The following is a 22,550-nucleotide window of genomic DNA, read 5'->3' as shown; positions in this document are numbered from 1 at the left end:
GCTTTTTTGCGCCCTGTGGGGCACCTAGCGCAGGACGTGCATCAGATCGCCATGCCCTTGAGCGTCGGCATGGTCTGCGGCCGTCCAGCCTTGGGGATCGCGGTCTGCCTTGCGGGCGCCGGCAGCGAGCAACAGGTTCACCATCTCGCGCGACCCGGTGCGCGCGGCCAGCATGAGGACCGTGCGGCCCTGGTTGTCACGCAGGTGGACCGAAGCGCCGGCCTTCAGCGCCGAGCGTGCCGTCGCCAGGTCAGCGTGATCGGCAGCCGCCAACAGGAAGGCATTGGCCGGCATGGTGGCTTTCGCCGATTCGGCGACGTCGGAGGCGGCCAGGCTTTGGGCCATCTGCGGCGCCGCTCGAAACCTGGCCGCGACCCCGCTTGAAACTGCTTCCGACCGCGCCAGCATCTCGGCCTGGCTGGACGCATCGGCCACAGCTCGGGGCGGCAACGGCGCGGCAGCTACCGCCGGTGCAGCGGGTGGTGGCGCGGCAGCCATCACCGGCTCGGCCGGTGGCGACTGCATCACAGGTGGCTCCGGTTGGGCCGTGCCCGCACTCACCTCCGCCTGCCTTTGCAACCGCGGCGGCGTCGCATCCGCCATCATGGCAGGAGCAGACCGTTCGGCACGCGGCTTGGCAAGGCTGGCCTTGGCCATTGTGCGGGGCGCTTCAGCGGCAGGCGCGGGCTGGGGCTCGACGGCCGGGCTGGCTTGGGCCACCACCACGGCCGCCGTCGATGCGGGCGCGGCCGCGGCCAGCCGCGGATCGGCTTCCGGTCGCGGCTCGGTGTTTCGTCCTTTCAAGACCAGTGCTGCCGCCACCAGCAGCCCCATCATGAGCAGGCCCAGCGCATAGGGTTGCCAGCGCCAGGCCAAGGCGTTCTCGGCGACGGGCACGGCAGCAGGCGCTTCGGGTCGAGGTAGTGCCGCCATCAGTCGCGCGCGGCGCTGCTCGCGGCCCGCGTCGTCACCCAGCAAGGCTTGGGCATACGCAGCCTCGGCCGCGTCGTTCGGTGGAATGGGGTCGAACTCAGCCATCGCGCCACTCGCTCAAACGATGCCGCAGCGCCTCGCGCGCATAGCGCAGCCGGGTCTTGGCGGTTTCGGGATGGGCCTGGGTCACGTCGGCAATCTCGGCGAGGCTGAGCTCGACCACGGTGAAGAGCAAGAATGCCTCCCGCTGCTCGACGGACAGGCGCAGCAAGGCGCCTTCAACGGCCTCGACCAGGCGCTTGGACACCAGCAGCTGCTCCGGCCCGGCGGCGGCCGAGGCCAGTTGATCCGGGTCGGCCTCGTCTCCCTGCGGCGGACGCGCCCGAACATGGTCCAGCACGCGGTTGCGCAGCACGGTGTAGAGCCAGGTCGAAAACCTGGCTTTTGCGGGCGCGAAGCTGGCGGCCTTGGCTGCAACGGCCAGCCAGCCTTCCTGGTGCAGGTCCTCCACCGTGGCGCGGTCCGTGGGGTGCAGCATCTGGCGAACGAAGGCAAAGGTCTTGCGGTCATGGCGGCGGTAGAGCCGGTCGAACGCCCCCATGTCGCCGCGCAGATAGCTGGCGATGAGCTCTTCATCAGCGGGTTCACTCGCAGGCATGCGGCGCGGATGCTACGCCGGCCAGAGGTGGGTTTGCGGCATCGGGCGAGGCCTCACCAGCGCGGCGGCGGATCGGGCACATAGCCGCCGCTGCTGTTGGGGAAGGACCGCGGCAACTGCGCCATGGGTCGGGGCATGATGCCCGCCGCCATCAGATTGGCCTGGCTGTCGTAGTGGATCTCCAGCAACTGCTCGGGCTGGCTGCTGCGGCGCTGGAAGGCGGTGTGGGCAATGGGAGACCATTCGGAGGCGCCATGGCCCGTGCCGAGCTTGGCCCGCACCGAGCGCTCCTCCTCAACCCGCCCCGCGCTTTCGCGCACTGGAGCTGCCTGGGCTGCAGCGTCCGCTGTCCCACTGTTGAGTCGGCTCAATGGGCTGGGCGCCACTGGCGCAGCAGGCGACACGAGCGGCGCGTCGTAGACCGGCGGCGGCACGTAGACCTCGCGGAACACCGCCGCGCCGATCACGCCGACATTGGCCGGCCGCCCGGTGCGCGCCGCATAGGAATCGCCCAGCGAGGTGAACTCGAAGGCCGCGATGTGCTCATCGCTCTTGCGCCAGCCCGTGATGTCATGGCTCTCGCCCGGGCTCAGCACATAGCCCGACTGGCTGAAACCCGCGGTGTCGCCGGTGATGGCGTTGACGCCATCCACCGACAGCACCACCAGCACCCGCTCGGCGCTGCGGTTGCTGAGCCGGATGGCGTAGCGCGAGCCGGGCGTGCCCGGGCTGAAGCGGCGACCACGGCTGGCGTACTGGGCCAGCGAGGCGCCGCTGTCGCGGTCGATCAGCTGCATGTCGAGCAGGGGCGGCGACACGACGGCGGCACAACTGGCGTGCAGCCCGGCCAGACCCGTCAAAGCGGCTAACTGGAGCAAGGCGGTGCGGCGGCGCAGCGGAAGCAGGGAACTCATGGCGGATCCTTCGCAGGGATGGGACCTTTGCTTGTACGGAGCCGCTCGGTAAACGGGGTGAAAAAGCCGGCCGGCCAAAGAAAAAGCGGCCCGAGGCCGCTTCTGTCGCAGGAGGAAGGCCGCTCAGGCCTTGATGTCCAGCAGTGCACCAGTGGTGTTGATCTGCGTCTGCAGCACCTTCAGGTTGGCGACGAAAGAGTAGGCCGCGGACTGCTGTTCGACGATCTCGTTGGCCGGGTTGATCTCGCGCTCGGGCACCTTGTCGACGTTCGTCGGCTCCACGCTCGGACGAGCCTGGTTGCTGCTCGCCAGATTGGCGATATTGGCCGCCGACGCGCGCAGCCGCTCGTTCGCTGACGAGATGCCGGACATGGCGGTGGACAAGGGGACGTTCATCGGGATTCAGTTCTCAGGCGCGCTGGCCGCTACATCGACCGCGTTGTAGGTGAACTTTAGAACATTTGGCGAAAAACCCCGCATTTCCGGGGTTCGCCCTGGCGTCAAACGTGAAATCAGCCCGCAAGCTCTTCGTAGCCGCCAGCCGAAACGAAGACCCGCACGCTGTCGCCCCCGGCTGCCTTGGCCTCCGTGCAGGCCAGCGCCGCGCCGCCGAGCACGGCGTCCACCGTTACCAGCGTCGGCTGGATCTGCACGACGCCCAGCGAGGCTTTCACGCGGGTGCGGTGCAGGCCCCAGCGCAGGCGGTAGCTGGCGATGGACGAGCGCACCTTCTCCGCGATGATCTGGGCGTAATGCTGGTCGCAGTCGGGCAGCAGGATGGCGAAATGATCTTCCTCCAGGCGCGCGACCAGGTCGGAAGCCCGCACCTTGCTGATCAGCATCTGCCCCAGGCCGTAGAGGAAATGGTCACCCACCTCGGCGCCCATGTCCTTGATGACCTCGCCGAAACGGTCCACGTCAACCCACAGCACCGACACCGGCTCGTTGCGCCGGCTGCCGACATGCTCGCCCAGGCGGCGCTCGAACTCGCGACGGTTGGCCAGCTCGGTGACGGCGTCGTGCTTGGCCGTCCAGGTGGGCTGCAGGCGCAGCGCGCGGGCGGCGCTGACGTCTTCGACGATCCACAGCGACTCGCCAGCGGGCGCTTCCCAGTGCACCGGCGTGGCCTGCAGGCGGCCCCAGAACCGGTGACCGTCGCGCTTGACGTATTCGATCTCCTCGTCCAGCGGTCGACCCGCGGCGAAGGCGGCGGCGGCGCGTTCCTGCAGCGCTGTGTGGGCCATGTCGGTGGTGTGGACGAGGCGCGTAGGCTGTCCGGCCAGTTCACCGTCGTCGTTGAAACCGAACAGGTGGTTGAACTCCTCGCTGACGACTTCGAAGCGCTGGCCGGAAACGAAGGCGACGGCCGTTGGCGCGCGTACCAGCAAGGCTCGCAGGCGGGCGGCGATGGGGTCCTCGGCGGAAGCGGGCGTGCCGGAAGTAGCGCTGCTCATGGGGGTCTCCGAGTCGATCTTCTAGGCCCGACTATCGCAGGACTGAAGGCTTTCGGCCATGACGCAGATCACGGCGTTAGAGTCCGCGTCCTTGCCGTACCACGGCGCCATCACAAGACGAGACGATGCGCTTGCTTCCGGTCTCCCTGCTCGCCCTGCTGACCGGCCTGACCCAGGCCCAGCAGCCCAGTGAAATCCCTCAGGGTCTGCGCGATGCAACGCCACGCTGGCACGCCTTGACGGGCGCGCGGCTGGTGCTGGCGCCGGGCCAGATCGTCGAGAACGGCACCCTGGTCATGAAGGACGGCGTCATCGTCGCCGTCGGTGCCAACGTGAAGCCGCCGGCCGGCGCCCGGGTCTGGGCGCTGCAGGGCCGCACCGTCTATGCCGGCTTCATCGACGCTGCCAGCAGCGTCGGCCAGGGGCGCATCGAAGCTTCCAAGGCCAAGGGCCTGACGCCGGGACAGCGCTGGGTGCGCAGCGAATTCCACCAGGCCACGGCGCTGGAGATCAAGCCCGAGGACGTGCGAGCTGCGCGCGAGCAGGGCTTCACGACGGCCCTGTCCCTGCCGCCCGTGGGCGCCGTCTTCCGCGGCCAGAGCGCGCTGATCAGCCTGCGCGACGGCACGGATGCACGCAGCCTCGTGCTGGCGGCCGAGGTGGCCCAGCACCTGGCCCATGAGTACACAACCTTCGACTTCGAGAGCGGCGCCCGCCCGGGCAACTTGAGCTACCCGACCTCGCTGATGGGCAGCATCGCGCTGGAACGCCAGACGCTGCTGAACGCCCGCTGGGCTGCCGGGCCGGCGCCCGCCGGCGAGCGGCGCGAATTCAACGCCAGCCTCGGCGCCCTCGCCCCGGCCCTGAGCGGCAAGCAGCCCATCGTCCATGAGGTGCTGGACGAAGAAGACCTGCTGCGCGTCGCCAGGCTGCGCGACGAGTTCGGGCTCAAGCTGATCGCCCAAGGCACCGGCCATGAATACCGCAAGGCGGCCCAGCTCAAGGCCCTGGGCCTGCCCCTCTTGCTGCCGCTGGCCTTTCCCGCGGCACCCGAAGTCGAGCAGCCCGAGAGCGCGCTGGACGTGCCCCTGCACCAGTTGCAGCACTGGGAGCGTGCGCCCGGCAACGCTGCCGCCCTGCAGGCGGCGGGCGTCGAGTTCGCGATCTCGACGCAAGGGCTGAAGGACGTCAGGAAGGAATTCTGGCCACGGCTGCGCCAGGCCGTGCAGCACGGTCTCACGCCCGAAGCCGCCCTGGCAGCACTGACGACCACGCCGGCCAAGCTGCTGAGCCAACCGCGGCTGGGGCGCCTCGCACCGGGCCAGCTGGCCCACGTCATCGTCGCCAGCGGTGATCTTTTCATCAACGAGCAGGCCGAGGTCGAGATCGCCTTCGTCGACGGCCAGCCGCTGCCGACCGAAGCCTGGGAGCGCTTCGACGCGCGCGGCCGCTGGACGGTGAAGGCCGCTGGTGGAGCCGAGCAAACCTGGCAGATCGCCGGCACGCGGGCCAAACCCACGCTGCAGGTCGATGGCAAGACCTGCGAGCTGCAGCAACGCGGCCGCGAACTGCTGTTGCGCTGGCCCTGCGAGGTCGGCGCGAAGGAAAGCCTGCGCCTGGAGGGCCGTGGCCCGTCAATGGCCGGCGCGATGACGCTGGCCGATGGCCGCACCCAGCCCTGGACGGCCACGCGCATCGTGCCCTACCAGCCGCCTGTGGCCCAGGTTGTCGCCCCACCACCCCTGTCGCCCGCCACGTTCCCGGCGGGCGTCTTCGGCCGTACGGCGCCACCCGAGCGCCCGGCCGTCGTGCTGGTGCGCAACGCCACGGTCTGGACCAGTGCCGCTGCCGGCAATCTCGAAGCCACCGATCTGCTGGTGCGCGACGGCCGCATCGCCGCCATCGGCAAGGGTCTGGCAGCGCCTGCTGGCGCCGTCGTCATCGACGCTGCAGGCAAGCACCTGACGCCCGGCCTCATCGATGCCCACTCGCACACGGCCATCAACCGCGGCACCAACGAGTTCGCGCATTCGGTGACGGCTGAGGTGCGCGTTGGCGATGTGGTCGACGCCACCGACATCAGCCTCTACCGTCAGCTTGCCGGCGGCGTGACCAGCGCCAACTTGCTGCACGGCTCGGCCAATGCCATCGGCGGCCAGAATCAGGTCATCAAGCTGCGCTGGGGGCTGGACGCGGAAGGCCTGAAGTTCGAAGGCGCGCGCCCCGGCATCAAGTTCGCGCTCGGCGAGAACGTCAAGCGCGCCAACTTTCCCCCCAACGACGGCGACCCGCGCTATCCGACGACGCGCATGGGTGTCGAGCAGGTCATGCGCGATGCCTTCCTGGCTGCGCAGGCCTACCGCGAGCGGCGCAAGGCCGACCCGAACACGCGCCGCGACCTGCAGATGGACACGCTGGTCGAGTTGCTGGAACGCAAGCGCGTCATCCACATCCACAGCTACCGCGCCGACGAGATCCTGATGTTCGTGGCCCTGGCCAAGGACTTCGGCCTGGAGGTCGCCACCTTCCAGCATGTGCTGGAGGCCTACAAGGTCGCGCCCGAGATCGCGGCGCTGGGCGCCGGCGCCTCCGGCTTCTCGGACTGGTGGGGCTACAAGGTCGAGGTGCAGGACGCCATTCCCTACAGCGGCGCGATGACGCAGAAGGCGGGTGTGCTGACCAGCTTCAACTCCGACAGCGACGAGCTGGCGCGCCGCCTCAACACCGAGGCGGCCAAGGCGCTGCGCTATGGCGGCAAGGCCTGGGGGATGAGCGAGGCCGAGGCGCTGAAGTTCGTGACCATCAACTCGGCCAAGCAGTTGCGCATCGACAGGCGCGTCGGCTCGCTGGAAGTGGGCAAGGACGCCGACTTCGTCATCTGGAGCGCAAGCCCGCTGTCGAGCGCGGCACGCGCCGAGCAGACCTGGATCGACGGGCGGCGCTACTTCGACCGCGGCGAGGACACGCAGCTGCGCGAGCGTGATAGCGCCGAGCGCGCCCGCCTCGTGGCGCTAGCGATACCCGAGCGCGCCAAAGCCGCCGCGCCGCCCGAGGGGCGGCCGGCCACACCGCTGGCCGCAGCGCTGGACCAGCTCGAACTGCAACGCTGGCTGCACGAGGCAAACCGTGATCGCCAAAGCTATTTCGGCGGTGACGCCTGGCATGAATGCACCGTGGACGCGTACTGACATGAAGCTCGCACTCATCACGGCCCTGCTGGCTGCCGCCTTCACCGCCCAAGCCACGCCCAACACGCCACCCCCGCCACAGCGCGAACCGCTGCTGCTGCGCAATGCCGTCATCCACCCGGTCAGCGGCCCGGTCATCGCCAACGGCAGCCTGCTCATCGAGGCCGGCAAGATCCGCGCGATCGGTGGCACCGAGCTGGCCGCGCCCGCTGGCGCCAAGACCGTCGATCTGGGCGGCCGGCATCTCTACCCCGGCATGGTGGCGGCCAACACCAGCCTGGGCCTGGCGGAGATCCGCTCGGTCAACGCCTCGATGGACAGCGTCGAGACCGGGCCGCTGAACCCGAATGCCCGCGCCCTGGTCGCCTTCAATGCCGACAGCGAGCTGCTGCCCATCACGCGCGGCGGCGGCGTGCTGGCCGCGCTGTCCGTGCCCGAGGCCGGCCGCACCGGCCTCATCGCCGGTACGTCGGCGCTGCTGCAGCTGGAGGGCTGGAACTGGCAGGACATGGCCCTGCTGCCCGAGGTCGGCCTGCACATCGCCGTGCCGCGGCTGCGCCTGAACAGCGCCCTCTTCCCCAACCAGCCCGAAGCCCGCCTGGCCGAGATGCGCCGCTCGACCGAGGCCAGGCTCAAGCTGCTCGACGACGCCTTCGAATCGGCCCGGGCCTATGCGCTGGCGCGCGCTGCCGACCCGAGCACGCCCATCGACACGCGCTGGGAAGCGATGCGCCCCGTGCTGCCCGCTACAGCCGGTGCGGCGCCGGCCCGACCCGTCGTCATGCATGCCGATGACCTTGCGCAGATCCGCTTTGCGCTGGACTTCGCGGCCCGCCATGGCCTCAAGCTCATCATCAGCGGCGGCGCCGATGCCTGGCGCCTGGCCGACACGCTGCGCGAACGTCAGGTGCCCGTCATCATCGACGGCCTGCTGCGCCTGCCGATGCGCCGCGACGACCCGCCAGACGCCCTTTTCGCCCTGCCCGCCCAACTCGCCGCGGCCGGCGTGCGCTACTGCATCGCCGATGGCGGCCGCGACTCGACCAATGCGCGCAACCTGCCCTTCGAGGCCGCGAGCGCCCGCGCCTTCGGCCTGTCCGACGACGAGGCGCTGAAAGCCGTGACCCTTTACCCCGCGCAGATCCTCGGCATTGCCGACAGGCTGGGCTCCATCGAGGTCGGCAAGCTGGCCAACCTCTTCGTGGCCGATGGTGACCCCCTCGAGCCCAGCACGCGCATCGAGCGGGTGTTCATCCAGGGCCGCGAGGTGGAGCTCAGCGACCGGCAGACGGCGCTGCGCGACAAGTATCTGAAGCGCAACTAGCCGGCCGTCTTGGCCGGCGGCGTGGCTGCCGGCGAAGTGGGCGCGGCCGGCGCGCCCAGGCCCATCTGCGCATTTGGCCGCGCGTCGTGGCCGCGCTTCCACTGCCGCATGGTGTCGACCGCCACCGAGCGGCGGATGTAGCGATGCCAGATGAAGCTGAGGTCGAAGATCAGGATGGCCAGCCACCACAGATAGAGGAAGGCAGCGCCGGCGAGCAGCACGGGCCAGGCGGCGGGTGGCGGTGGCGCCGTCGGGCCGTCGGCGCCCAGCAGCCGCGACAGCACGATGAAGGCGATGACGAGGGTGCCGACGCCGACCAGGCAGCGTCGCCCCCAGTTGGGCTTGCGCGGCAGCAGCCAGCCGCTGAGGGCAATCAGCGCGGCAGCGGCGATCGGAGCGAGCCGGCCGGCGAGTTCCGCCACGTGGGCGGGAGCGGCGCTGCTCGTGAACGGACTGCCGAGGAAGTCAGCCGGCCCGTCCGGCAGCCACAGGTAAAACGGCCAGGCGCCAATCAGGAAGACGAGCGTGGCCGCGAGATGCCAGCGCAGGCCACCGGTATGCACCAGCCGCGGCAGCCGGGCGGCGGCGGTGATGCCCATCATCAGGCCGCTCATCAACAGGATCTGCAGCGGCAGCCGATCGAAGGTCGCGCCCGTCGGCGTGACGCCCTTGTAGAGCAGGAAGACCGCGGCCACGTGCAAGAGCAGGCTCGCCACATAGGGGATGGCCAGGCTCACCCGGTCGACAAGCCCGTTGCTGGCCGGAACTTTCGGCTGGACTGTCGGGTCCGGCAGCACCACGTCGTCGATGAAATGGCCGAACACCTCAGCGTCGTTCCAGTAGTCGTTGTGTGCCTTGCCGGGCAACCAGTAGCGGCTGAAGCCATGGTCATGCTTGCTGCCGAACTCGAAGGCCTCGCAGCCGCTGTCCTTCAGGAAGCCCATGGCGGAATCGAGCTTGAACCCGATGGGGTCCCCGAAGTCGTAGTAGTTGCGCCACTTGATCTGCTGGGCCAGCGTCAGCCGCGGCGCCTCGCTGTCGCCAAAGAGCACCTGCTGGCCGGAGCAGCTGGATTTCAGCTTGAGGCCCTGCCAGAGCGCCGGCCACAGCACGATGTGCTTGTCGATCGGCGAGCCTATCGTCATATAGCCGCGCACATAACGGATCCAGCCGTCGTCAACCGGCGCACTGGATCGGTTGTCCGGGTCGACGATGGGGCGGCCCGACAGCGCTTCGAGCAGGCCGAGGAAGCTGATGACCGTGCCCTCGCTGTGCGCCACGATGTAGATCTCCGGATGGCCCCCCGGGCAGGCCTCCTGGAATGTCGCCACGACCTGCGCGAGCGCGCTGTGGAAGCGGTGCAGGATCTTGTCGCGGTAGTAGGGGAAGTCGGTGACGAGCTGGACGTCGCCGACGTAGTCACGCAGCAGCGGCGCCAGTTCGAACTTGAAGATGCCCATGCGGGCGAGCACCGCCAGCAGGCTCTCCAGCACACCCACGGTCTCGACGATTTCGTCGACGACGCCGGTACCGAGCTGGAAGTCCTCGGCCTTCAGATTGCCGTTGGGCACCTCCCTGCGGTACTGCGACTCGGCGCGGCTGACCACCGTGTGTCCCCAGGCCTTGGTCTCCTCCAGCGTGTCATTGGCCTTGACGACCTGCCCCGGAATGTCGGCCCAGTAGATCTCGGCGAAGCCGATGCGCGACAAGGCGTCTGCAGGCTTGGCGTCCAGGCGGCTGATGCGCACTGCCGCCGCCGAGCCAAGGTTGAAGTAACCCAGCGGCATGACCGGCAGTGGCGGCGAAGCCCTGTCGCCAAAGCGCCGCGCCACCGACCGTATCGTGTCGCTGCGCAGCTGGCTGCCAATGCCGTGGATGGCCACGACGATCTTGTCCATCGGCGGGCGGCCCTGGCTGGCGTCCGAAATGGATGCGGCCGTGGCTGTCTGCTGCTCGGAGGTGGATGCAACCGTCATGGGGAACTCTCCTCACGGGAAGTCCACGCATGGTGCCTCCGAGGCGGCCCTCACCGCTTCACCAAGACTGAGGAGACGCCGCCTCAGGGGGCGATCTGCTCCGCGTAGTCGTACAAGGCCGACAGGATCTGCTCACCTCGCTCGTCGGCTGTTTCACCGAGAACATCGATACGCTCCATGAAGGCCGCCAGCGTCTGCGCGCCGCCCTCGCCCTCATGCAGCCGCGCAGCCAGGTGGCCCTGCCAGCGCTCCGCCTCTTCTGCCGACAGGCTGGACGGGAAGTTGCGCGCACGCCAGCGGAAGACAAGCTCATCCAGCCGCCCGTCCTGGAAGGCCAGCTTGCCTTGCGCCGCGCGCTCGGCGAGCTGCGCGGGCGCCATCGTGCGCACCTTGTTCAACGCCCGGCGGTCCTCGTTGCCGATGAAGCCGCCGTAGAGGTCTTCGTCCACATCGGCCGGCGCGAAGGGCTCACGCTGGAAGACGTCGGCCCACAGGCCGTCCAGCAGCCGGCCCTTCTCGGCCAGCAACCGGGCGCTGGCGAGCTGAACCTCGACGTCGTGGTTCCAGCGCTCGGCCATCGCCGGGCTGAGCGTCTTCAGGTTGCTGATGACGATGGGGCTTTTGTTGACGTGGATGGTCTTGATGGGCAGCCGCGTGACGCCCTCGGGCAGCAGCTCCTGCTTGATGAACATGCGCGCGCGGATGGCTTCGGCGTTCAGCGTCAGCAGCTCGCCCGGGTCCACCGAGCAGTCCCAGACGATCAGCTCGTTCTTGTTGGTCGGGTGCGGCGCCAGCGGCCAGACCACGGCGATGCAGCCGCGCTCGGGGCCGTACATGCCGGAGATGTGCAGGAAGGGCTTGCCGATGCCGATCTCGTCCCACACCGCCTGCTTGCTGCGCAACTTGACGCAGAAGTCCCATAGCTTGGGCTGGGCCTGGCGCAGCTTGCGCGCCAACGCCACGGTGGCGCGCACGTCGGACAGTGCATCATGCGCCGCCTCGTGCGCGACGCCGTTGGCGATGGTCAGGTGCTCGAGCTTGAAGCTGGGGCGGCCGTCCTCATGCTTGGGCCACTCGAAGCCTTCGGGCCGGAGCGCATAGGCACAGCGCACCACGTCCAGCAGGTCCCAGCGGCCGCAGCCGTTCTGCCATTCGCGGCCATAGGGGTCGATAAGGTTGCGCCAGAACAGATGACGCGTCACCTCGTCATCGAAGCGGATGCTGTTGTAGCCCACGCCAATGGTGTTGGGCGTGGCCAGCACCGTCTCGATGGCGGCGGCGAACTCATGCTCGGGCACACCCTGCTGCAGGCAGTGCTGGGGCAGGATGCCGGTCAGCAGGCAGGACTCGGGGTCGGGCAAGTAGTCCGGGGCCGGCTGGCAGTACAGCATCAGCGGCTCGCCGATCTCGTTGAGCTCCGCATCGGTGCGCAGGCCGGCGAACTGGGCCGGGCGGTCCCGGCGTGGCACGCGGCCGAAGGTCTCGTAGTCGTGCCAGAAAAATGAAAGGGAAGACATGGCCGCCACGATAGCTCAGCCGATAGAGTGGCTCGCATGAGACTTGCCCTGCTGCTCCTGGCCGTTTGCGCCGCGGCACACGCCGACGACGCGATCTCCCCCGACCGGCCCGACTTCACCAACGGCCCCGATGTGATGGCCGCAGGCCGCTTCCAGGTCGAGACCAGCGGCGCCTGGCAGCGCGACGCCGCGACACGGCTGCGATCGACGCCGACGCTGCTGCGCCTGGGCGTCGACCATGACCTGGAGTTGCGGCTGGAGACCGACGGCGCGCTGCGCCAGCGCAACCCGAGCGCCAGCGGCCGAGGAGATCTGGCAGTCGGCTTCAAATGGCAGATGCAGGACGGCGACGAGGCCAAGCCTGGCCTGGGCTGGCTGTTCGAAGTGCAGACACCGACAGGCAGCGGGCCGTTCAAAGGCCATGGCTTGCGGCCCGGCCTGAACTTTCTGGCCCAGTGGGAGCTGCCGGCCGGCTACTCGCTCGGCACGATGGCTGGCGTCTTCATCGATCGCAACGACAACGACCAGCGCTACACGGGTGCCCTGCTGTCGGCGAGCCTGGGTATCCCGCTGGGCGAGAAGCTGCACGGCTTTGCCGAGATCGCCGGCCAGCAGATCGCGTCGGCCCGCAATGGCGGCAATGTCGTCACGGCCGGCACGGGGCTGGCCTGGCAGCTCACAAGCGACGCTCAGCTCGACACGGCCGTCTTCCGCGGCCTGAACCACAACACGCCCGACTGGGCGTGGACGATCGGCCTCTCGCTGCGTTTTTAGCGCTTCTTGACGACCACGCTGCCGATGGAATAGCCCGCGCCGAAGGAGCAGATCACGCCGGCGTCGCCAGCCTTCAGGTCACCCCGGTGATGGTGGAAGGCAATGATGGAGCCGGCCGACGCGGTGTTGGCGTATTCGTCCAGGATCAGCGGCGCGATCTCGCTGCCGGCATCCGCACCCACCAGCTTCTTGATGACGAGCTGGTTCATGCCCTGGTTGGCCTGGTGCAGCCAGTAGCGGCGCATCTGCGTTGGCTCCAGGCCCAGCTTGCCCAGGTGGGCCTCGATATGGGCCGCGGCCATGGGCACGACTTCCTTGAACACCTTTCGGCCTTCCTGATAGAAGGTCAGGTCGCGGTCGCTCGGGTCGCGGTCCTCGGCGCGGTTCATGAAGCCGAAGTTGTTGCGGATATTGCTGCTGAACTGTGTGGCGAGCTGCGTGCCGAGGATTTCCCACTGGTCGGCGCCGGTGGCGTCTTCCGCGCGCTCGACGATGAGGGCCGTGCAGACGTCGCCGAAGATGAAGTGGCAGTCGCGGTCGCGCCATTCCAGGTGGGCCGAGGTGATCTCGGGGTTCACGACCAGCACGCATTTGCTGGCGCCCGAACGCACCGCGTTGAAGGCCTGTTCCAGCGCGAAGGTGGCCGAGGAGCAGGCCACGTTCATGTCGAAGCCGTAGCCGCCGGCGCCCAGCGCCTGCTGGATCTCTACCGCCATGGCCGGGTAGGCGCGTTGCATATTGGCACTGGAGCAGAGCACGGCGTCGACATCCGCGCCGGTTTTGCCGGCCTGTTCAAGCGCCTTGCGGGCAGCATCGGCGGCGATCTCGGCCATCAGCGAGACCTCGTTGTCGCCGCGCGGCGTGAAGCGCGGGTACATGCGGGTCGGGTCCAGCACGCCGGCCTTGTCGACGACGTAGCGCTGCTTGATGCCCGAGGCTTTCTCGATGAATTCGACGCTGGAGTGTGTCAAGGCGGAGCGCTCGCCAGCGGCGATCGCCGTCGCGTGCTCGGCGTTCTGCAGGTCGGCGTAGGCGTTGAAGGCCTCGACCAGCTCGGCATTGGTGATGACATGGGGCGGGCGGTACAGGCCGGTGCCGCTGATGACCACGGCCGGGAATGAAGCTTGCATATTGAAGACGGAAGCCGCCGCTGCTGATGTACGAAGGCTGAAATCTTATCGATCCGGTTTGCTGCCTTCTCTAGGCACTAGCCTGGGGCCCTGGACAAAACATGCACGAAGACAGCCTGCTCCCACCCGACGACGCCCTGCGCCTGGCCTTACACAACGAGGTGCATGCCCGGCCGCCGGCGCGCATCCGCCTGCCGGCCGTCATCGTCCACATCGCCGTGCTCAACGACGGCATCAGCCGGGCGCAGGAGCATGCCCACCTGCGCCAGCTGCCCGGCCAGCACGAACTGGCCGAGGAGGCGCTGAACGCAAACTTTCTGCGCCTGCGCTGCGGCGAGTTCTCGCTGAAGTGGGAGCGCCATGCCGAGTTCACGCGCTACTCGGTCGTGCAGCCCCTGCCCGCCGACGCCGAGGCCAGCGCGCAGACGCTGGATGCGCTGGCGCTGCGCGTCGCACCGGATTGGCTGGGGCGCATCCCGGGGCGCACCTTTGCGGCCATCAAGCTCGTCATGATCGAGCGGCAGCTGACTTTCGCGCCCAGCGCCTTGACCGAGGCCCAGGCCTGGTTCGGCGCGCATGCAACGGTCGCGTCGACGATGGGCGGCGGCCATTCCCTGGTTGTCACCGACTTCTGCCTGCGCGCGACCGGCTTCGAGCACATCGTCGTGCTGGCTGAGCCCGGCACGCCCGAGACCCGCGCCGGCCGCATCTGCCAGCGCCTGTTGGAGCTGGAGACCTACCGCCTGATGGCCCTGCGCGGCCTGCCCGCCGCCAAGTCGCTCGGCTCGACGCTGGCCGAGGTGGAGGCCACGCTGGCCAGCATCACCGCGCGGCTGGAGAAGCGCGGCGCGTCGGAGGCCGAACTGCTGGACGACCTGATCTCGACGGCAGCGCGCATCGAGCACGCCACCGCCTCGCACCAGTACCGCTTTGCCGCCACCCAGGCCTACCAGGCCATCGTCGAGCAGCGTCTGGCCGAGTTGCACGAGGGCAAGGTGGCCGGCAGGCAGTCGCTGGGCGAGTTCATGCAGCGCCGGCTCTCACCGGCCATCGCGACGGTCAATGCGACGGCGCAGCGGCTGGCCGGCCTGTCACAACGCATCTCACGCGCAAGCGCCCTGCTGCGCACGCGGGTCGACATCGCCACCGAGGCGCAGAACCAGCAGCTGCTGGCCCAGCTCGGCGAAGGCCAGCGCACGCAGCTGCGCATGCAGGCCACCGTCGAGGGGCTGTCGCTCGCGGCCATTACCTATTACGTCGTCAGCCTGCTGCTGTACTTCTTCAAGGCGCTGAAGGCCGAGGGCTGGCTGCCAGTACAGCCCGAGCTGGCGGCGGGGGCGGCCATTCCCTTCGTGCTGCTGGCCGTCTGGCAGACGACAAGGCGCATCCACCGCAAGATCTTCAACCACCACTGACCAGGATCTCCAGGCCCGGCAGGCGCAGCGCCTGCAGCGCGGCCGGCCCGGCCTGAGGCGTGACGATCAGCGTCGACAAGGCCGACAGCGGCGCGACGCGGTAGGGCGAGACCTTGCCGAGCTTGTCGCTGCTGGCCATCAGCACCGTTTCCGCAGCGCTCGCCATCAGCAGCGCCTTGACCTGGGCCTCCTCGGCGTCGCCGGTGGACAGACCGAAGCCGGCCTCCACACCGGTTACGCCGAGGAAATAGCAGTCCGCCCGCAGCGCCTGGATGGCCTGTGCTACACCCGCGCCGACGGCCACGCCGGAGTGCTTGAACAGGCGCCCACCCAGCATCAGCACTTCGACAGTGGGGTGCTCGATCAGCGCCGCGGCGATGACGGGGCTGTGTGTGGCGACCGTGGCGCGCAGCGTGGCCGGCAGCTGCTGGACCATGGCCAGCGTGCTCGTGCCGCCGTCGACGAAGACAAGCTGGCCATCGGCGATGAGAGACGCCGCATGGCGGCCCAGCGCCTGCTTCTCGTCGACGGCAATGGCGCTGCGTCGCGCCAGGTTGGCCAGGGCCGGTGACACCGGCAGCGCGCCGCCATGCACACGCTGCAGCGCGCCCCGCGTGGACAGCTCGCGCAGGTCGCGCCGGATGGTGTCCTCCGACACCTGCAGGCGCTCGGCCAGTTCGCGGGCCAGCACGCGGCCCGTGGAATGAAGTTCTTCCAGGATGGCCAAGTGGCGTTGTTCGGTCAGCATCTGTGGGATTGCATGGTTTTGCGTTATTTTGCATGATTTTCCTTAAATTCAGGAAACAACATGCAAACCAAGACCGATTCGCGCATTGCCGACCTGCCCCTGTCCGAACGCGTGCGCGTCCAGCAGGAGAGGCTGCTGTCCAACAACTGGTACACGCTGAAGACCACCCGCTTCGACTTCCTGCGCAGCGATGGCCAGTGGCAGACCCAGGACCGCGAGACCTATGACCGCGGCAATGGCGCCACCATCCTGCTCTACCAGCGCACGCGCCGCCGTGTGCTGCTGACACGGCAGTTCCGCTACCCGGCGTTCGTCAATGGCTGGCAGCAGTTGATGGTCGAAGCCGTGGCCGGGCTGCTGGACGAGGCCGATCCGCTCAGCTGCGTCCGCGCCGAGGCCGAGCAGGAAGCCGGCGTGAAGCTGCGCGAGGTGCAGCCGCTGTTCGAGGCCTATATGAGCCCCGGCTCGGTGACCGAGAAGCTGCATTTCTTTGCGGCCGAGTACGAGGATGGCGACTTGGTTGGCGCGGGTGGCGGCCTCGTTGAGGAGGGCGAGGACATCGCGCGCTTCGAGCTGGACTTCGACGCAGCCATGCGCCAGGTCGAGGCCGGCGAGATCGTCGATGCGAAAACGATCATGCTGCTGCGCTGGGCCGAGCGCCACGTCTTCGGGCCGCCGCCCCGCAAGGGCCCGTTGCTGGTCTTCATCGCCGGGCCGTATCGAAGCGGCACGGGCGACCGGGAGGACGCGATCGCCGCCAACGTGCAGGCCATGCAGGATGCCGCCCTGCAAGTCGCAGCCCTGGGCCACGTGCCGGTGCTCGGCGAGTGGGTCGCCCTGCCGCTCATCGCGGCCGCTGGCGGCCGGCGCGGCGATGCGGTCTGGGACCGCTACTTCCACCCCAACGCCCAGGCCCTGCTGGAGCGATGTGACCTGCTGCTGCGCATCGGCGGTGATTCGGCCGGCGCCGACGCCATGATCAAGGCCGCTTTGGCCTGCGCAATGCCCGTGCACTACGGCCTCGCTTCAATACCAACCAGGCCCGCGTAGAATCAATCACCGGGCCCAAATTTTGGCGTCCGGTTTTTTTTGCCCGCTGCAAAAGCGGGCAGCAAAGCCGGCAGAGCCAAGTCAAGCGCTCGCAGCCCAGGTCGCGCACTGCCAAACGCGCGCCGCAACTGTGAACTTGAATCATGGAAATCTTCGACTACGACAACATCCTGCTGCTGCCGCGCCGCTGCCGCGTTGAAAGCCGCTCGGACTGCGACACCTCGGTGCAGTTCGGCCCACACCGCTTCAAGCTGCCGGTCGTGCCGGCCAACATGAAGACGGTCGTGGACGAGCCCATCACCGAGCTGCTGGCCCGCGAGGGCTACTTCTACGTGATGCACCGCTTCGACCTCGACAGCCTGGCCTATGCCAAGGACATGCGGGACAAGGGCCTGCTGGTGTCGCTGAGCGTCGGCGTGAAGCCGGCCGACTTCGAACTGGTGGACAAGCTGGCGGCTGAAGGCGTCGGCGCCGACTACCTGACCATCGACATCGCCCACGGCCATGCCGAGAGCGTGCAGCGCATGATCGGCCACATCAAGCAAAAGCTGCCCGAGACCTTCGTCATCGCCGGCAATGTTGGCACGCCCGAAGGCGTCATCGACCTGGAGAACTGGGGTGCCGACGCGACCAAGGTCGGCGTCGGCCCGGGCAAGGTCTGCATCACGCGGCTGAAGACGGGTTTTGGCACCGGCGGCTGGCAGTTGTCGGCGCTGAAATGGTGCTCGCGCGTAGCCACCAAGCCCATCGTGGCCGACGGCGGCATCCGCCACCATGGCGACATCGCCAAGAGCGTGCGCTTCGGCGCCAGCATGGTCATGATCGGCTCGCTGTTCGCCGGCCATGAAGAGTCGCCAGGCACGACCGTCGAGGTCGACGGCAAGCTCTACAAGGAGTACTACGGCTCGGCGTCGGACTTCAACAAGGGCGAGTACCGCCACGTCGAGGGCAAGCGCATCCTGGAACCCGTCAAGGGCAAGTTCGCCGACACGCTGCGCGAGATGCAGGAAGACCTGCAGAGCTCGATCTCGTATGCGGGCGGCACGCAGTTGTCGGACCTGCGCAAGGTGAATTACGTCATTCTTGGCGGAGAGAATGCGGGCGAACATTTGTTCATGTGATCACCTGCGGAACGCGGGGGAGCACCTCGCGCGCAGCGTGAGGTCCGCATTCCGGCGCAGCCAAAACGCCGGCGAGCACTTGTTCATGTGAGCGCCATGGACTTTGCAAGCTACCGCCGCCACGACGCAACCTCGCTGGCCTCTGAGGTGGCGGCTGGTCGGGTCAGCGCAGAAAGCCTGCTCGACCTGGCGCTCGCAAGGCTGGCCGAAGTCCAACCCCGGCTCAACCCTGTCTGCCGGCTGATGGAGGCCGAGGCCAGAACTCAGTTGGCGCGTGGCGTCGGCACCGGCCCACTGGCCGGTGTGCCCTGCCTCATCAAGGATGTGGCCGAGGACTACGCCGGCGTGCCGACCAGTTGGGGCAGCCGGGCGCTGGCCGCACTGCCGCCGCCGCGCGAGCACGCGCATGTCGTGCGGCGCTTGCTCGACGCCGGACTCGTCATCTTCGGCAAGACCAACGCGCCCGAACTGGGGCTCAAGGGCGTCACCGACCCGCTGGCCTTCGGCCGCAGCAGCAATCCGTGGGACGTGAAACGCACACCGGGCGGCAGCAGCGGCGGATCGGCAGCAGCGGTCGCGTCCGGTGTCGTACCCATGGCCGCCGGCAACGATGGCGGCGGCTCGATACGCATTCCGGCCGCGTGCTGCGGGCTCGTGGGCCTCAAACCTTCTCGCGGCCGCGTGTCTGTGGGCCCGGGCTCCGGCGAAGTCTGGTTCGGCGCCTGCAGCGAGGGCGTCATCTCGCGCAGCGTGCGCGACACCGCCCTGGCACTGGACATTCTCAGCGGCCCCGAGCCCGGCGACGCCGTCGCCCTGCCCGCGCCGGCCACGCCCTTTGTCCATCAGCTGCGCTCACCGCTGCGCCGGCTGCGCATCGCCTGGTGCGCCGATTCGCCGATTGGCGAGCCGGTGCACGACGAGGCCCGGCTCGCCGTGGAGCGAAGCGTGTCGCTACTGAAAGGCCTCGGCCATGTCGTCGAGCCGGCCCGCCCCGACATCGATGGCCGCACGCTGGCCAACAGCTTCCTGCATATTTACTTCGGTCAGGTGCCGGCCACGCTGAGCCGCGCGGTCGCCCTGGGTGGCCGCGAAGCCGACTTTGAGCCGTTGACCCGTCTCATCGCCACGCTCGGCCGCGCCACCAGCGCCGAACGGCTGACGCTGGAGCTGCTGCGCTGGAACGACTACGCCCGCAGCTTGGCCGCCCTGCACGCGCGCTACGACCTCTACCTGACGCCGACGCTGGCCTCGCCACCGGTGCTGCATGGCACCGGCGACCCGCCGCCGCTGCAGATTGCCGTGCTGGGCGCGCTGCGCGCCTCGGGGCTGCTGGGCCTGCTCAAGCACGCCGGCCTGCTCGATGGCGTCGTGCAGCAGATGGCCACCGACAGCCTGCGCCATGTCCCCTTCACCCAGCTCGCCAACCTGACGGGCACGCCGGCGATCTCACTGCCGCTGCACTGGACGGCCGACGGCCTGCCGCTGGGCGTGCAGTTCGTTGCAGCGCCGGGCGAAGACGGGCTGCTGCTGCAACTGGCCGCGGAACTGGAAGCCACCCAGCCCTGGTTCGACCGGGTGCCTAGCTGAAGCGCACCGAGGCCTCGAACCCCGGCTCGGCATTGCGCAGCTCCAGCCGGCCGTCATGCGCTTCAGCCACCAACCGGCACAGGCACAGGCCCAGGCCCACACCACCCACATGCCGCGTGCGCGCGGCGTCCGGCCGGTAGAAGGGCTGGCCCAGCTGAGGCAGGGACTCGGGCGGCACGCCGGCGCCGAAGTCACGCACCGTCAAGCGCACGCCCGTGCCTTCGCGAGCCAGCCTGAGCTGCACGGCACCGCGGCTGGCATCGTTGTGGCGCAACGCGTTCTGGACGAGATTGCGCAGGCACAGCTGCACACGCAGGCGATCCAGCCTCAACGGCGGCAGATCGGGCTCGACATGCAACTCCACGCCGGGCTGGGCATGCTCCTGCGCCAACGCGCCGAGGTCGCAGTCCGACAGCTGCAGCGCGCTGTGCCCGCTGCCCAGGCGCTCGCTCTCCAGCAAGGCCGTGATGAGATCGCGCATCTGCGCCAGCTCGCCCAGCAGCGCGTCGCGTGACTCGCCCTCGCCCACCATCTCGGCGTGCAGGCGCGCGCGCGTCAGCGGGCTGCGCAGCTCGTGGCTCATGGCCAGCAGCAAGGCGCGCTTGCCGTCCAGCATGGCCTGGATGTCGGCGGCCATCTGGTTGAAACGCAGTGCCAGGTCACCGATCTCGTCGCTGTGGATCACGGGCACACGGTGCGAGAACTCACCGCGGCGGAAGGCCTCGGCGCCGATGGCCAGCGCATGCAGCGGCCAGACCATGTGGCGGATCATGCCGAAGGCCAGGCCCGTGACCACGAATAGCGCCGGCACGGCCCAAAGCAGGCCGTAGGCGCTGCCCATCGACATCCACAGAATGGTGCTGCTGATGCAGGCTAGCAGGATGAAGATGGCGATCAGCCGCGCACCGAGCGAATGCTTGAAGCGCTTGTGCTGGTGATGCCAGCGCTGGTGCCAGCGATGGCGCACACGCCAGCGGTATTCCCAGTCGCGGTTCATGCGCCGGGCGCGCTTGGCCCGCTTGCGTTCCCAGCGCTCGCGCCAGCGGTGGTCGTAGGCGTGGGGTTTCATGGTTTGCCTGGCAATGCGAAGCAATAGCCGGCGTTGCGCAGGGTCTTCAGGGCCACCAGCGGCTCAAGCTTGCGGCGCAGGCGGCTCACCAGGATGTCGACGGCCCGGGTGAACAGCTCGGCTTCCTGGCCACGCAGCCGGTTCAGGATGTCGTCGCGCGAGAAGACCTTGCCCGGCTCGCGGGCCAGCATCACGAGCAGCTCGTATTCGGTGCCGGTCAGCTCGACCAAGCCACTCGCGCACAGCACCTCGCGGCGCGTGGTGTCGATCTCGAGGCCCTCGAAGCACAGCTTGGCGGAAGGCTGAACCACGCTCGGGGCAGCCGCCGATACAAAGCGCGTGCGGCGCAGGATGGTCTGCAGCCGTGCCGCCAGTTCGCGGGGCTCGAAGGGCTTGGGCAGGTAGTCGTCGGCGCCCAGCTCCAGCCCGACGACCCGGTCGGTCAGATCGCCGCGCGCGGTCAGCATCAGCACCGGCATGTCGCGCCAGGCCTCGCTGCTGGCACGCAGCTGTTTGCAGAACTCGAAGCCGTCCATCTCGGGCAGCATGCCGTCGAGGATCAACGCGTCGAAGCGCTCGGCCGCCAGCCGCGTCAGCGCGATGCTGGGCCGCGTGACAGCCTCGAGCTGGAGGTCGAAGCGGGCAAGGTATTGCGTCAGCGGCCCGGCCAGGGCCTCGTCGTCGTCGATCAGCAGCAGTCTGTGCATGTCGCGATTATTCGGCCCGCACCAGGGTGATGGCTCGCTCGGGACAGGTGCTGACGCAATGGCCGCAGGCTTCGCAGGCGGCGGCATTGGGCGTGAAGGCCTGCTCCCAGCCGTGGGCCATGCCCCGGAGCTTGCCGAACAGGCTCAGGGACTGGCGCTGCTCGGGTGCCAGCTTGCCCAAGGTGAACACGTTGAAGGGGCAGACAGCGACGCATTCGCCCTTGCCCTCGCAGCGGTTGCGGTCGATGTGCGGCACAAAGCGGCCGCGGGGCTGCTTGCCGCAGTGGACATCCATCACGCCGCGTCTCGCCGCTCATGCCGGCCGAAGCGCCGCATCATGAAGCGCAGCACCTGACGCTGCTCGTTGTCCAGCGAATCGAAGAAGTCGGCAAAGGCCGTGACAAGGCCGGGGCCGGCGGCGCGCAGCGCATCCAGCTTGGCGTCCAGCAGTTGCTGCGCCGGCTCGCGGGCGAATTGCTCACCGGCGAACAGGCCCGCCACCTCGGGGCCGCGGGCCAAGCCCCTCATCGTGTCGCGCTGGTGCTGGAGCTGCTCAAGCCAGGCGCCGAGCTTGCGGTGCTGCTCGGCGTCCAGGTCCAGCTTGGCGCCGACTCGGTTGAGAAGGAGGTGGGCGAAGCCATCAGCATGGCGGCCGAAATGATGGCCGTGATGGCCGTGGCCAAAGTGGTGGTGGAACTTGTGGTGGGCGTGCCAGCGACGAAAAAAGTTCATGGTGCTGCTCCGTGGGGCGCTCGAGGCCCGTGGTTGGGATGGCGCTCATGTTTGCGGTTAGCCCGCGCCAGAGCATCTCGACGCGGTATCGCCGGGTATCGTTTTGTTTCGCCCGGGGCCGGGGAGGCTGTGCGCCCTTGTCACAGCTGAAGCTGCAGACGCGCTGATCGGCGCGGAGGCCGCGCGAGTGCGGCCCCCTACAATCGCAGACCCCCGAAAAGCCCTCTTTTCGCCCCAGCTTCACAGCGGGCGA

19 protein-coding genes and 1 pseudogene are annotated in these 22,550 nt (G+C 68.7%); 7 read left to right on the top strand and 13 right to left on the bottom strand.

Annotated features, from left to right (window positions below; genetic code table 11):
- Nucleotides 1-24: 24 nt before the first annotated feature.
- From ASC91_RS10945 to ASC91_RS10925, 5 genes are all read right to left on the bottom strand, one after another.
- Nucleotides 25-1,038 carry an ankyrin repeat domain-containing protein gene (locus ASC91_RS10945; protein ID WP_056196351.1) on the bottom strand — a complete coding sequence of 338 codons (1,014 nt, stop codon included), beginning with the start codon at nucleotides 1,036-1,038 and terminating at the stop codon, nucleotides 25-27.
- Complete coding sequence (locus ASC91_RS10940) at nucleotides 1,031-1,591, bottom strand: sigma-70 family RNA polymerase sigma factor (RefSeq protein WP_056196348.1); 561 nt, start codon at nucleotides 1,589-1,591, stop codon at nucleotides 1,031-1,033. The genes ASC91_RS10945 and ASC91_RS10940 overlap by 8 nt, the downstream gene beginning before the upstream one ends.
- 53 nt (nucleotides 1,592-1,644) lie before the next feature.
- Complete coding sequence (locus tag ASC91_RS10935; RefSeq protein WP_056196345.1) at nucleotides 1,645-2,505, bottom strand: hypothetical protein; 861 nt, start codon at nucleotides 2,503-2,505, stop codon at nucleotides 1,645-1,647.
- Nucleotides 2,506-2,628: 123 nt separating this feature from the next.
- Nucleotides 2,629-2,901, bottom strand: a complete 273-nt coding sequence (locus tag ASC91_RS10930; RefSeq protein ID WP_157281445.1) for a flagellar hook protein FlgE — start codon at nucleotides 2,899-2,901, stop codon at nucleotides 2,629-2,631.
- 116 nt (nucleotides 2,902-3,017) lie between these two features.
- Nucleotides 3,018-3,959, bottom strand: a complete 942-nt coding sequence (locus ASC91_RS10925; protein ID WP_056196341.1) for a GGDEF domain-containing protein — start codon at nucleotides 3,957-3,959, stop codon at nucleotides 3,018-3,020.
- Between the two features lie 125 nt (nucleotides 3,960-4,084).
- Between ASC91_RS10925 and ASC91_RS10920 the strand changes: the two genes are divergently transcribed.
- Together ASC91_RS10920 and ASC91_RS10915 are read left to right on the top strand one after the other, a co-directional pair.
- A complete protein-coding gene (locus ASC91_RS10920) occupies nucleotides 4,085-7,147 on the top strand; it encodes an amidohydrolase family protein (RefSeq protein ID WP_056196338.1) in 3,063 nt (1,020 codons plus the stop codon).
- Between the two features lies 1 nt (nucleotide 7,148).
- The gene (locus ASC91_RS10915) at nucleotides 7,149-8,471 is read left to right on the top strand and encodes an amidohydrolase family protein (protein ID WP_056196335.1); all 1,323 of its coding nucleotides are present in this window, start codon (nucleotides 7,149-7,151) and stop codon (nucleotides 8,469-8,471) included.
- On the opposite strand, the gene ASC91_RS10910 is transcribed toward ASC91_RS10915, so the two are convergent.
- A complete protein-coding gene (locus ASC91_RS10910) occupies nucleotides 8,468-10,447 on the bottom strand; it encodes an MFS transporter (protein ID WP_200955261.1) in 1,980 nt (659 codons plus the stop codon). The genes ASC91_RS10915 and ASC91_RS10910 overlap by 4 nt on opposite strands.
- Nucleotides 10,448-10,530: 83 nt before the next feature.
- On the bottom strand, nucleotides 10,531-11,964 hold the full coding sequence (gene sbcB / locus ASC91_RS10905; protein WP_056196333.1) for an exodeoxyribonuclease I: 1,434 nt from the start codon (nucleotides 11,962-11,964) through the stop codon (nucleotides 10,531-10,533).
- A 36-nt stretch (nucleotides 11,965-12,000) separates the two neighbouring features.
- On the opposite strand from sbcB, the gene ASC91_RS10900 reads away from it, so the two are divergent.
- Nucleotides 12,001-12,738 (top strand): transporter, encoded by a 738-nt coding sequence (locus ASC91_RS10900; protein ID WP_056196330.1) that lies wholly within the window; start codon nucleotides 12,001-12,003, stop codon nucleotides 12,736-12,738.
- Here the strand turns inward: ASC91_RS10900 and ASC91_RS10895 are convergent.
- Nucleotides 12,735-13,868, bottom strand: a complete 1,134-nt coding sequence (locus ASC91_RS10895) for a beta-ketoacyl-ACP synthase III (RefSeq protein ID WP_056196327.1) — start codon at nucleotides 13,866-13,868, stop codon at nucleotides 12,735-12,737. The genes ASC91_RS10900 and ASC91_RS10895 overlap by 4 nt on opposite strands.
- A gap of 101 nt (nucleotides 13,869-13,969) precedes the next feature.
- On the opposite strand from ASC91_RS10895, the gene ASC91_RS10890 reads away from it, so the two are divergent.
- Nucleotides 13,970-15,283, top strand: a complete 1,314-nt coding sequence (locus ASC91_RS10890) for a DUF3422 family protein (RefSeq protein WP_056196325.1) — start codon at nucleotides 13,970-13,972, stop codon at nucleotides 15,281-15,283.
- Here ASC91_RS10890 and ASC91_RS10885 read toward each other — a convergent pair.
- Entirely contained in the window at nucleotides 15,270-16,031 is a 762-nt protein-coding gene (locus ASC91_RS10885) for a DeoR/GlpR family DNA-binding transcription regulator (protein WP_056196322.1), read from the bottom strand. The two genes, ASC91_RS10890 and ASC91_RS10885, sit on opposite strands and share 14 nt — an antisense overlap.
- A gap of 60 nt (nucleotides 16,032-16,091) precedes the next feature.
- On the opposite strand from ASC91_RS10885, the pseudogene ASC91_RS30025 reads away from it, so the two are divergent.
- The 3 genes and pseudogenes from ASC91_RS30025 to ASC91_RS10870 form a co-directional block, all read left to right on the top strand.
- A pseudogene (locus tag ASC91_RS30025) lies at nucleotides 16,092-16,694 on the top strand (NUDIX domain-containing protein); the annotation flags it as partial.
- A gap of 530 nt (nucleotides 16,695-17,224) precedes the next feature.
- Nucleotides 17,225-18,202: a GMP reductase gene (locus tag ASC91_RS10875; RefSeq protein ID WP_056196320.1), complete on the top strand. Its 978-nt coding sequence runs from the start codon at nucleotides 17,225-17,227 to the stop codon at nucleotides 18,200-18,202.
- Between the two features lie 96 nt (nucleotides 18,203-18,298).
- A complete protein-coding gene (locus ASC91_RS10870) occupies nucleotides 18,299-19,789 on the top strand; it encodes an amidase (protein ID WP_056196317.1) in 1,491 nt (496 codons plus the stop codon).
- On the opposite strand, the gene ASC91_RS10865 is transcribed toward ASC91_RS10870, so the two are convergent.
- The 4 genes from ASC91_RS10865 to ASC91_RS10850 are packed head-to-tail and all read right to left on the bottom strand — an operon-like array spanning nucleotide 19,782 to nucleotide 22,297.
- A complete protein-coding gene (locus ASC91_RS10865; RefSeq protein ID WP_056196314.1) occupies nucleotides 19,782-20,858 on the bottom strand; it encodes an ATP-binding protein in 1,077 nt (358 codons plus the stop codon). The genes ASC91_RS10870 and ASC91_RS10865 overlap by 8 nt on opposite strands.
- Nucleotides 20,855-21,565, bottom strand: a complete 711-nt coding sequence (locus tag ASC91_RS10860; RefSeq protein WP_056196311.1) for a response regulator transcription factor — start codon at nucleotides 21,563-21,565, stop codon at nucleotides 20,855-20,857. Before ASC91_RS10860 ends, ASC91_RS10865 begins: the two co-directional genes overlap by 4 nt.
- Before the next feature lie 7 nt (nucleotides 21,566-21,572).
- A complete protein-coding gene (locus ASC91_RS10855) occupies nucleotides 21,573-21,860 on the bottom strand; it encodes a 4Fe-4S binding protein (RefSeq protein WP_056196309.1) in 288 nt (95 codons plus the stop codon).
- Nucleotides 21,860-22,297, bottom strand: a complete 438-nt coding sequence (locus ASC91_RS10850) for a hypothetical protein (RefSeq protein WP_056196306.1) — start codon at nucleotides 22,295-22,297, stop codon at nucleotides 21,860-21,862. Before ASC91_RS10850 ends, ASC91_RS10855 begins: the two co-directional genes overlap by 1 nt.
- Nucleotides 22,298-22,550 lie beyond the last annotated feature (253 nt).

It is taken from the genome of Pelomonas sp. Root1237, assembly GCF_001425055.1.
Taxonomy (GTDB): domain Bacteria; phylum Pseudomonadota; class Gammaproteobacteria; order Burkholderiales; family Burkholderiaceae_C; genus Pelomonas.
Note: the sequence above shows the minus strand (reverse complement) of the source record. Positions and strands in the feature narration are given on the sequence as shown.

Coding starts and splice junctions, on each gene's coding strand:
- ASC91_RS10850 (WP_056196306.1), bottom strand. CDS start 22,297: ATGAACTTTTTTCGTCGCTGGCACGCCCACCACAAGTTCCACCACCAC.
- sbcB (WP_056196333.1), bottom strand. CDS start 11,964: ATGTCTTCCCTTTCATTTTTCTGGCACGACTACGAGACCTTCGGCCGC.
- ASC91_RS10865 (WP_056196314.1), bottom strand. CDS start 20,858: ATGAAACCCCACGCCTACGACCACCGCTGGCGCGAGCGCTGGGAACGC.
- ASC91_RS10890 (WP_056196325.1), top strand. CDS start 13,970: ATGCACGAAGACAGCCTGCTCCCACCCGACGACGCCCTGCGCCTGGCC.
- ASC91_RS10855 (WP_056196309.1), bottom strand. CDS start 21,860: ATGGATGTCCACTGCGGCAAGCAGCCCCGCGGCCGCTTTGTGCCGCAC.
- ASC91_RS10945 (WP_056196351.1), bottom strand. CDS start 1,038: ATGGCTGAGTTCGACCCCATTCCACCGAACGACGCGGCCGAGGCTGCG.
- ASC91_RS10860 (WP_056196311.1), bottom strand. CDS start 21,565: ATGCACAGACTGCTGCTGATCGACGACGACGAGGCCCTGGCCGGGCCG.
- ASC91_RS10920 (WP_056196338.1), top strand. CDS start 4,085: ATGCGCTTGCTTCCGGTCTCCCTGCTCGCCCTGCTGACCGGCCTGACC.
- ASC91_RS10940 (WP_056196348.1), bottom strand. CDS start 1,591: ATGCCTGCGAGTGAACCCGCTGATGAAGAGCTCATCGCCAGCTATCTG.
- ASC91_RS10900 (WP_056196330.1), top strand. CDS start 12,001: ATGAGACTTGCCCTGCTGCTCCTGGCCGTTTGCGCCGCGGCACACGCC.
- ASC91_RS10925 (WP_056196341.1), bottom strand. CDS start 3,959: ATGAGCAGCGCTACTTCCGGCACGCCCGCTTCCGCCGAGGACCCCATC.
- ASC91_RS10875 (WP_056196320.1), top strand. CDS start 17,225: ATGGAAATCTTCGACTACGACAACATCCTGCTGCTGCCGCGCCGCTGC.
- ASC91_RS10915 (WP_056196335.1), top strand. CDS start 7,149: ATGAAGCTCGCACTCATCACGGCCCTGCTGGCTGCCGCCTTCACCGCC.
- ASC91_RS10910 (WP_200955261.1), bottom strand. CDS start 10,447: ATGACGGTTGCATCCACCTCCGAGCAGCAGACAGCCACGGCCGCATCC.
- ASC91_RS10935 (WP_056196345.1), bottom strand. CDS start 2,505: ATGAGTTCCCTGCTTCCGCTGCGCCGCCGCACCGCCTTGCTCCAGTTA.
- ASC91_RS10930 (WP_157281445.1), bottom strand. CDS start 2,901: ATGAACGTCCCCTTGTCCACCGCCATGTCCGGCATCTCGTCAGCGAAC.
- ASC91_RS10870 (WP_056196317.1), top strand. CDS start 18,299: ATGGACTTTGCAAGCTACCGCCGCCACGACGCAACCTCGCTGGCCTCT.
- ASC91_RS10895 (WP_056196327.1), bottom strand. CDS start 13,868: ATGCAAGCTTCATTCCCGGCCGTGGTCATCAGCGGCACCGGCCTGTAC.
- ASC91_RS10885 (WP_056196322.1), bottom strand. CDS start 16,031: ATGCTGACCGAACAACGCCACTTGGCCATCCTGGAAGAACTTCATTCC.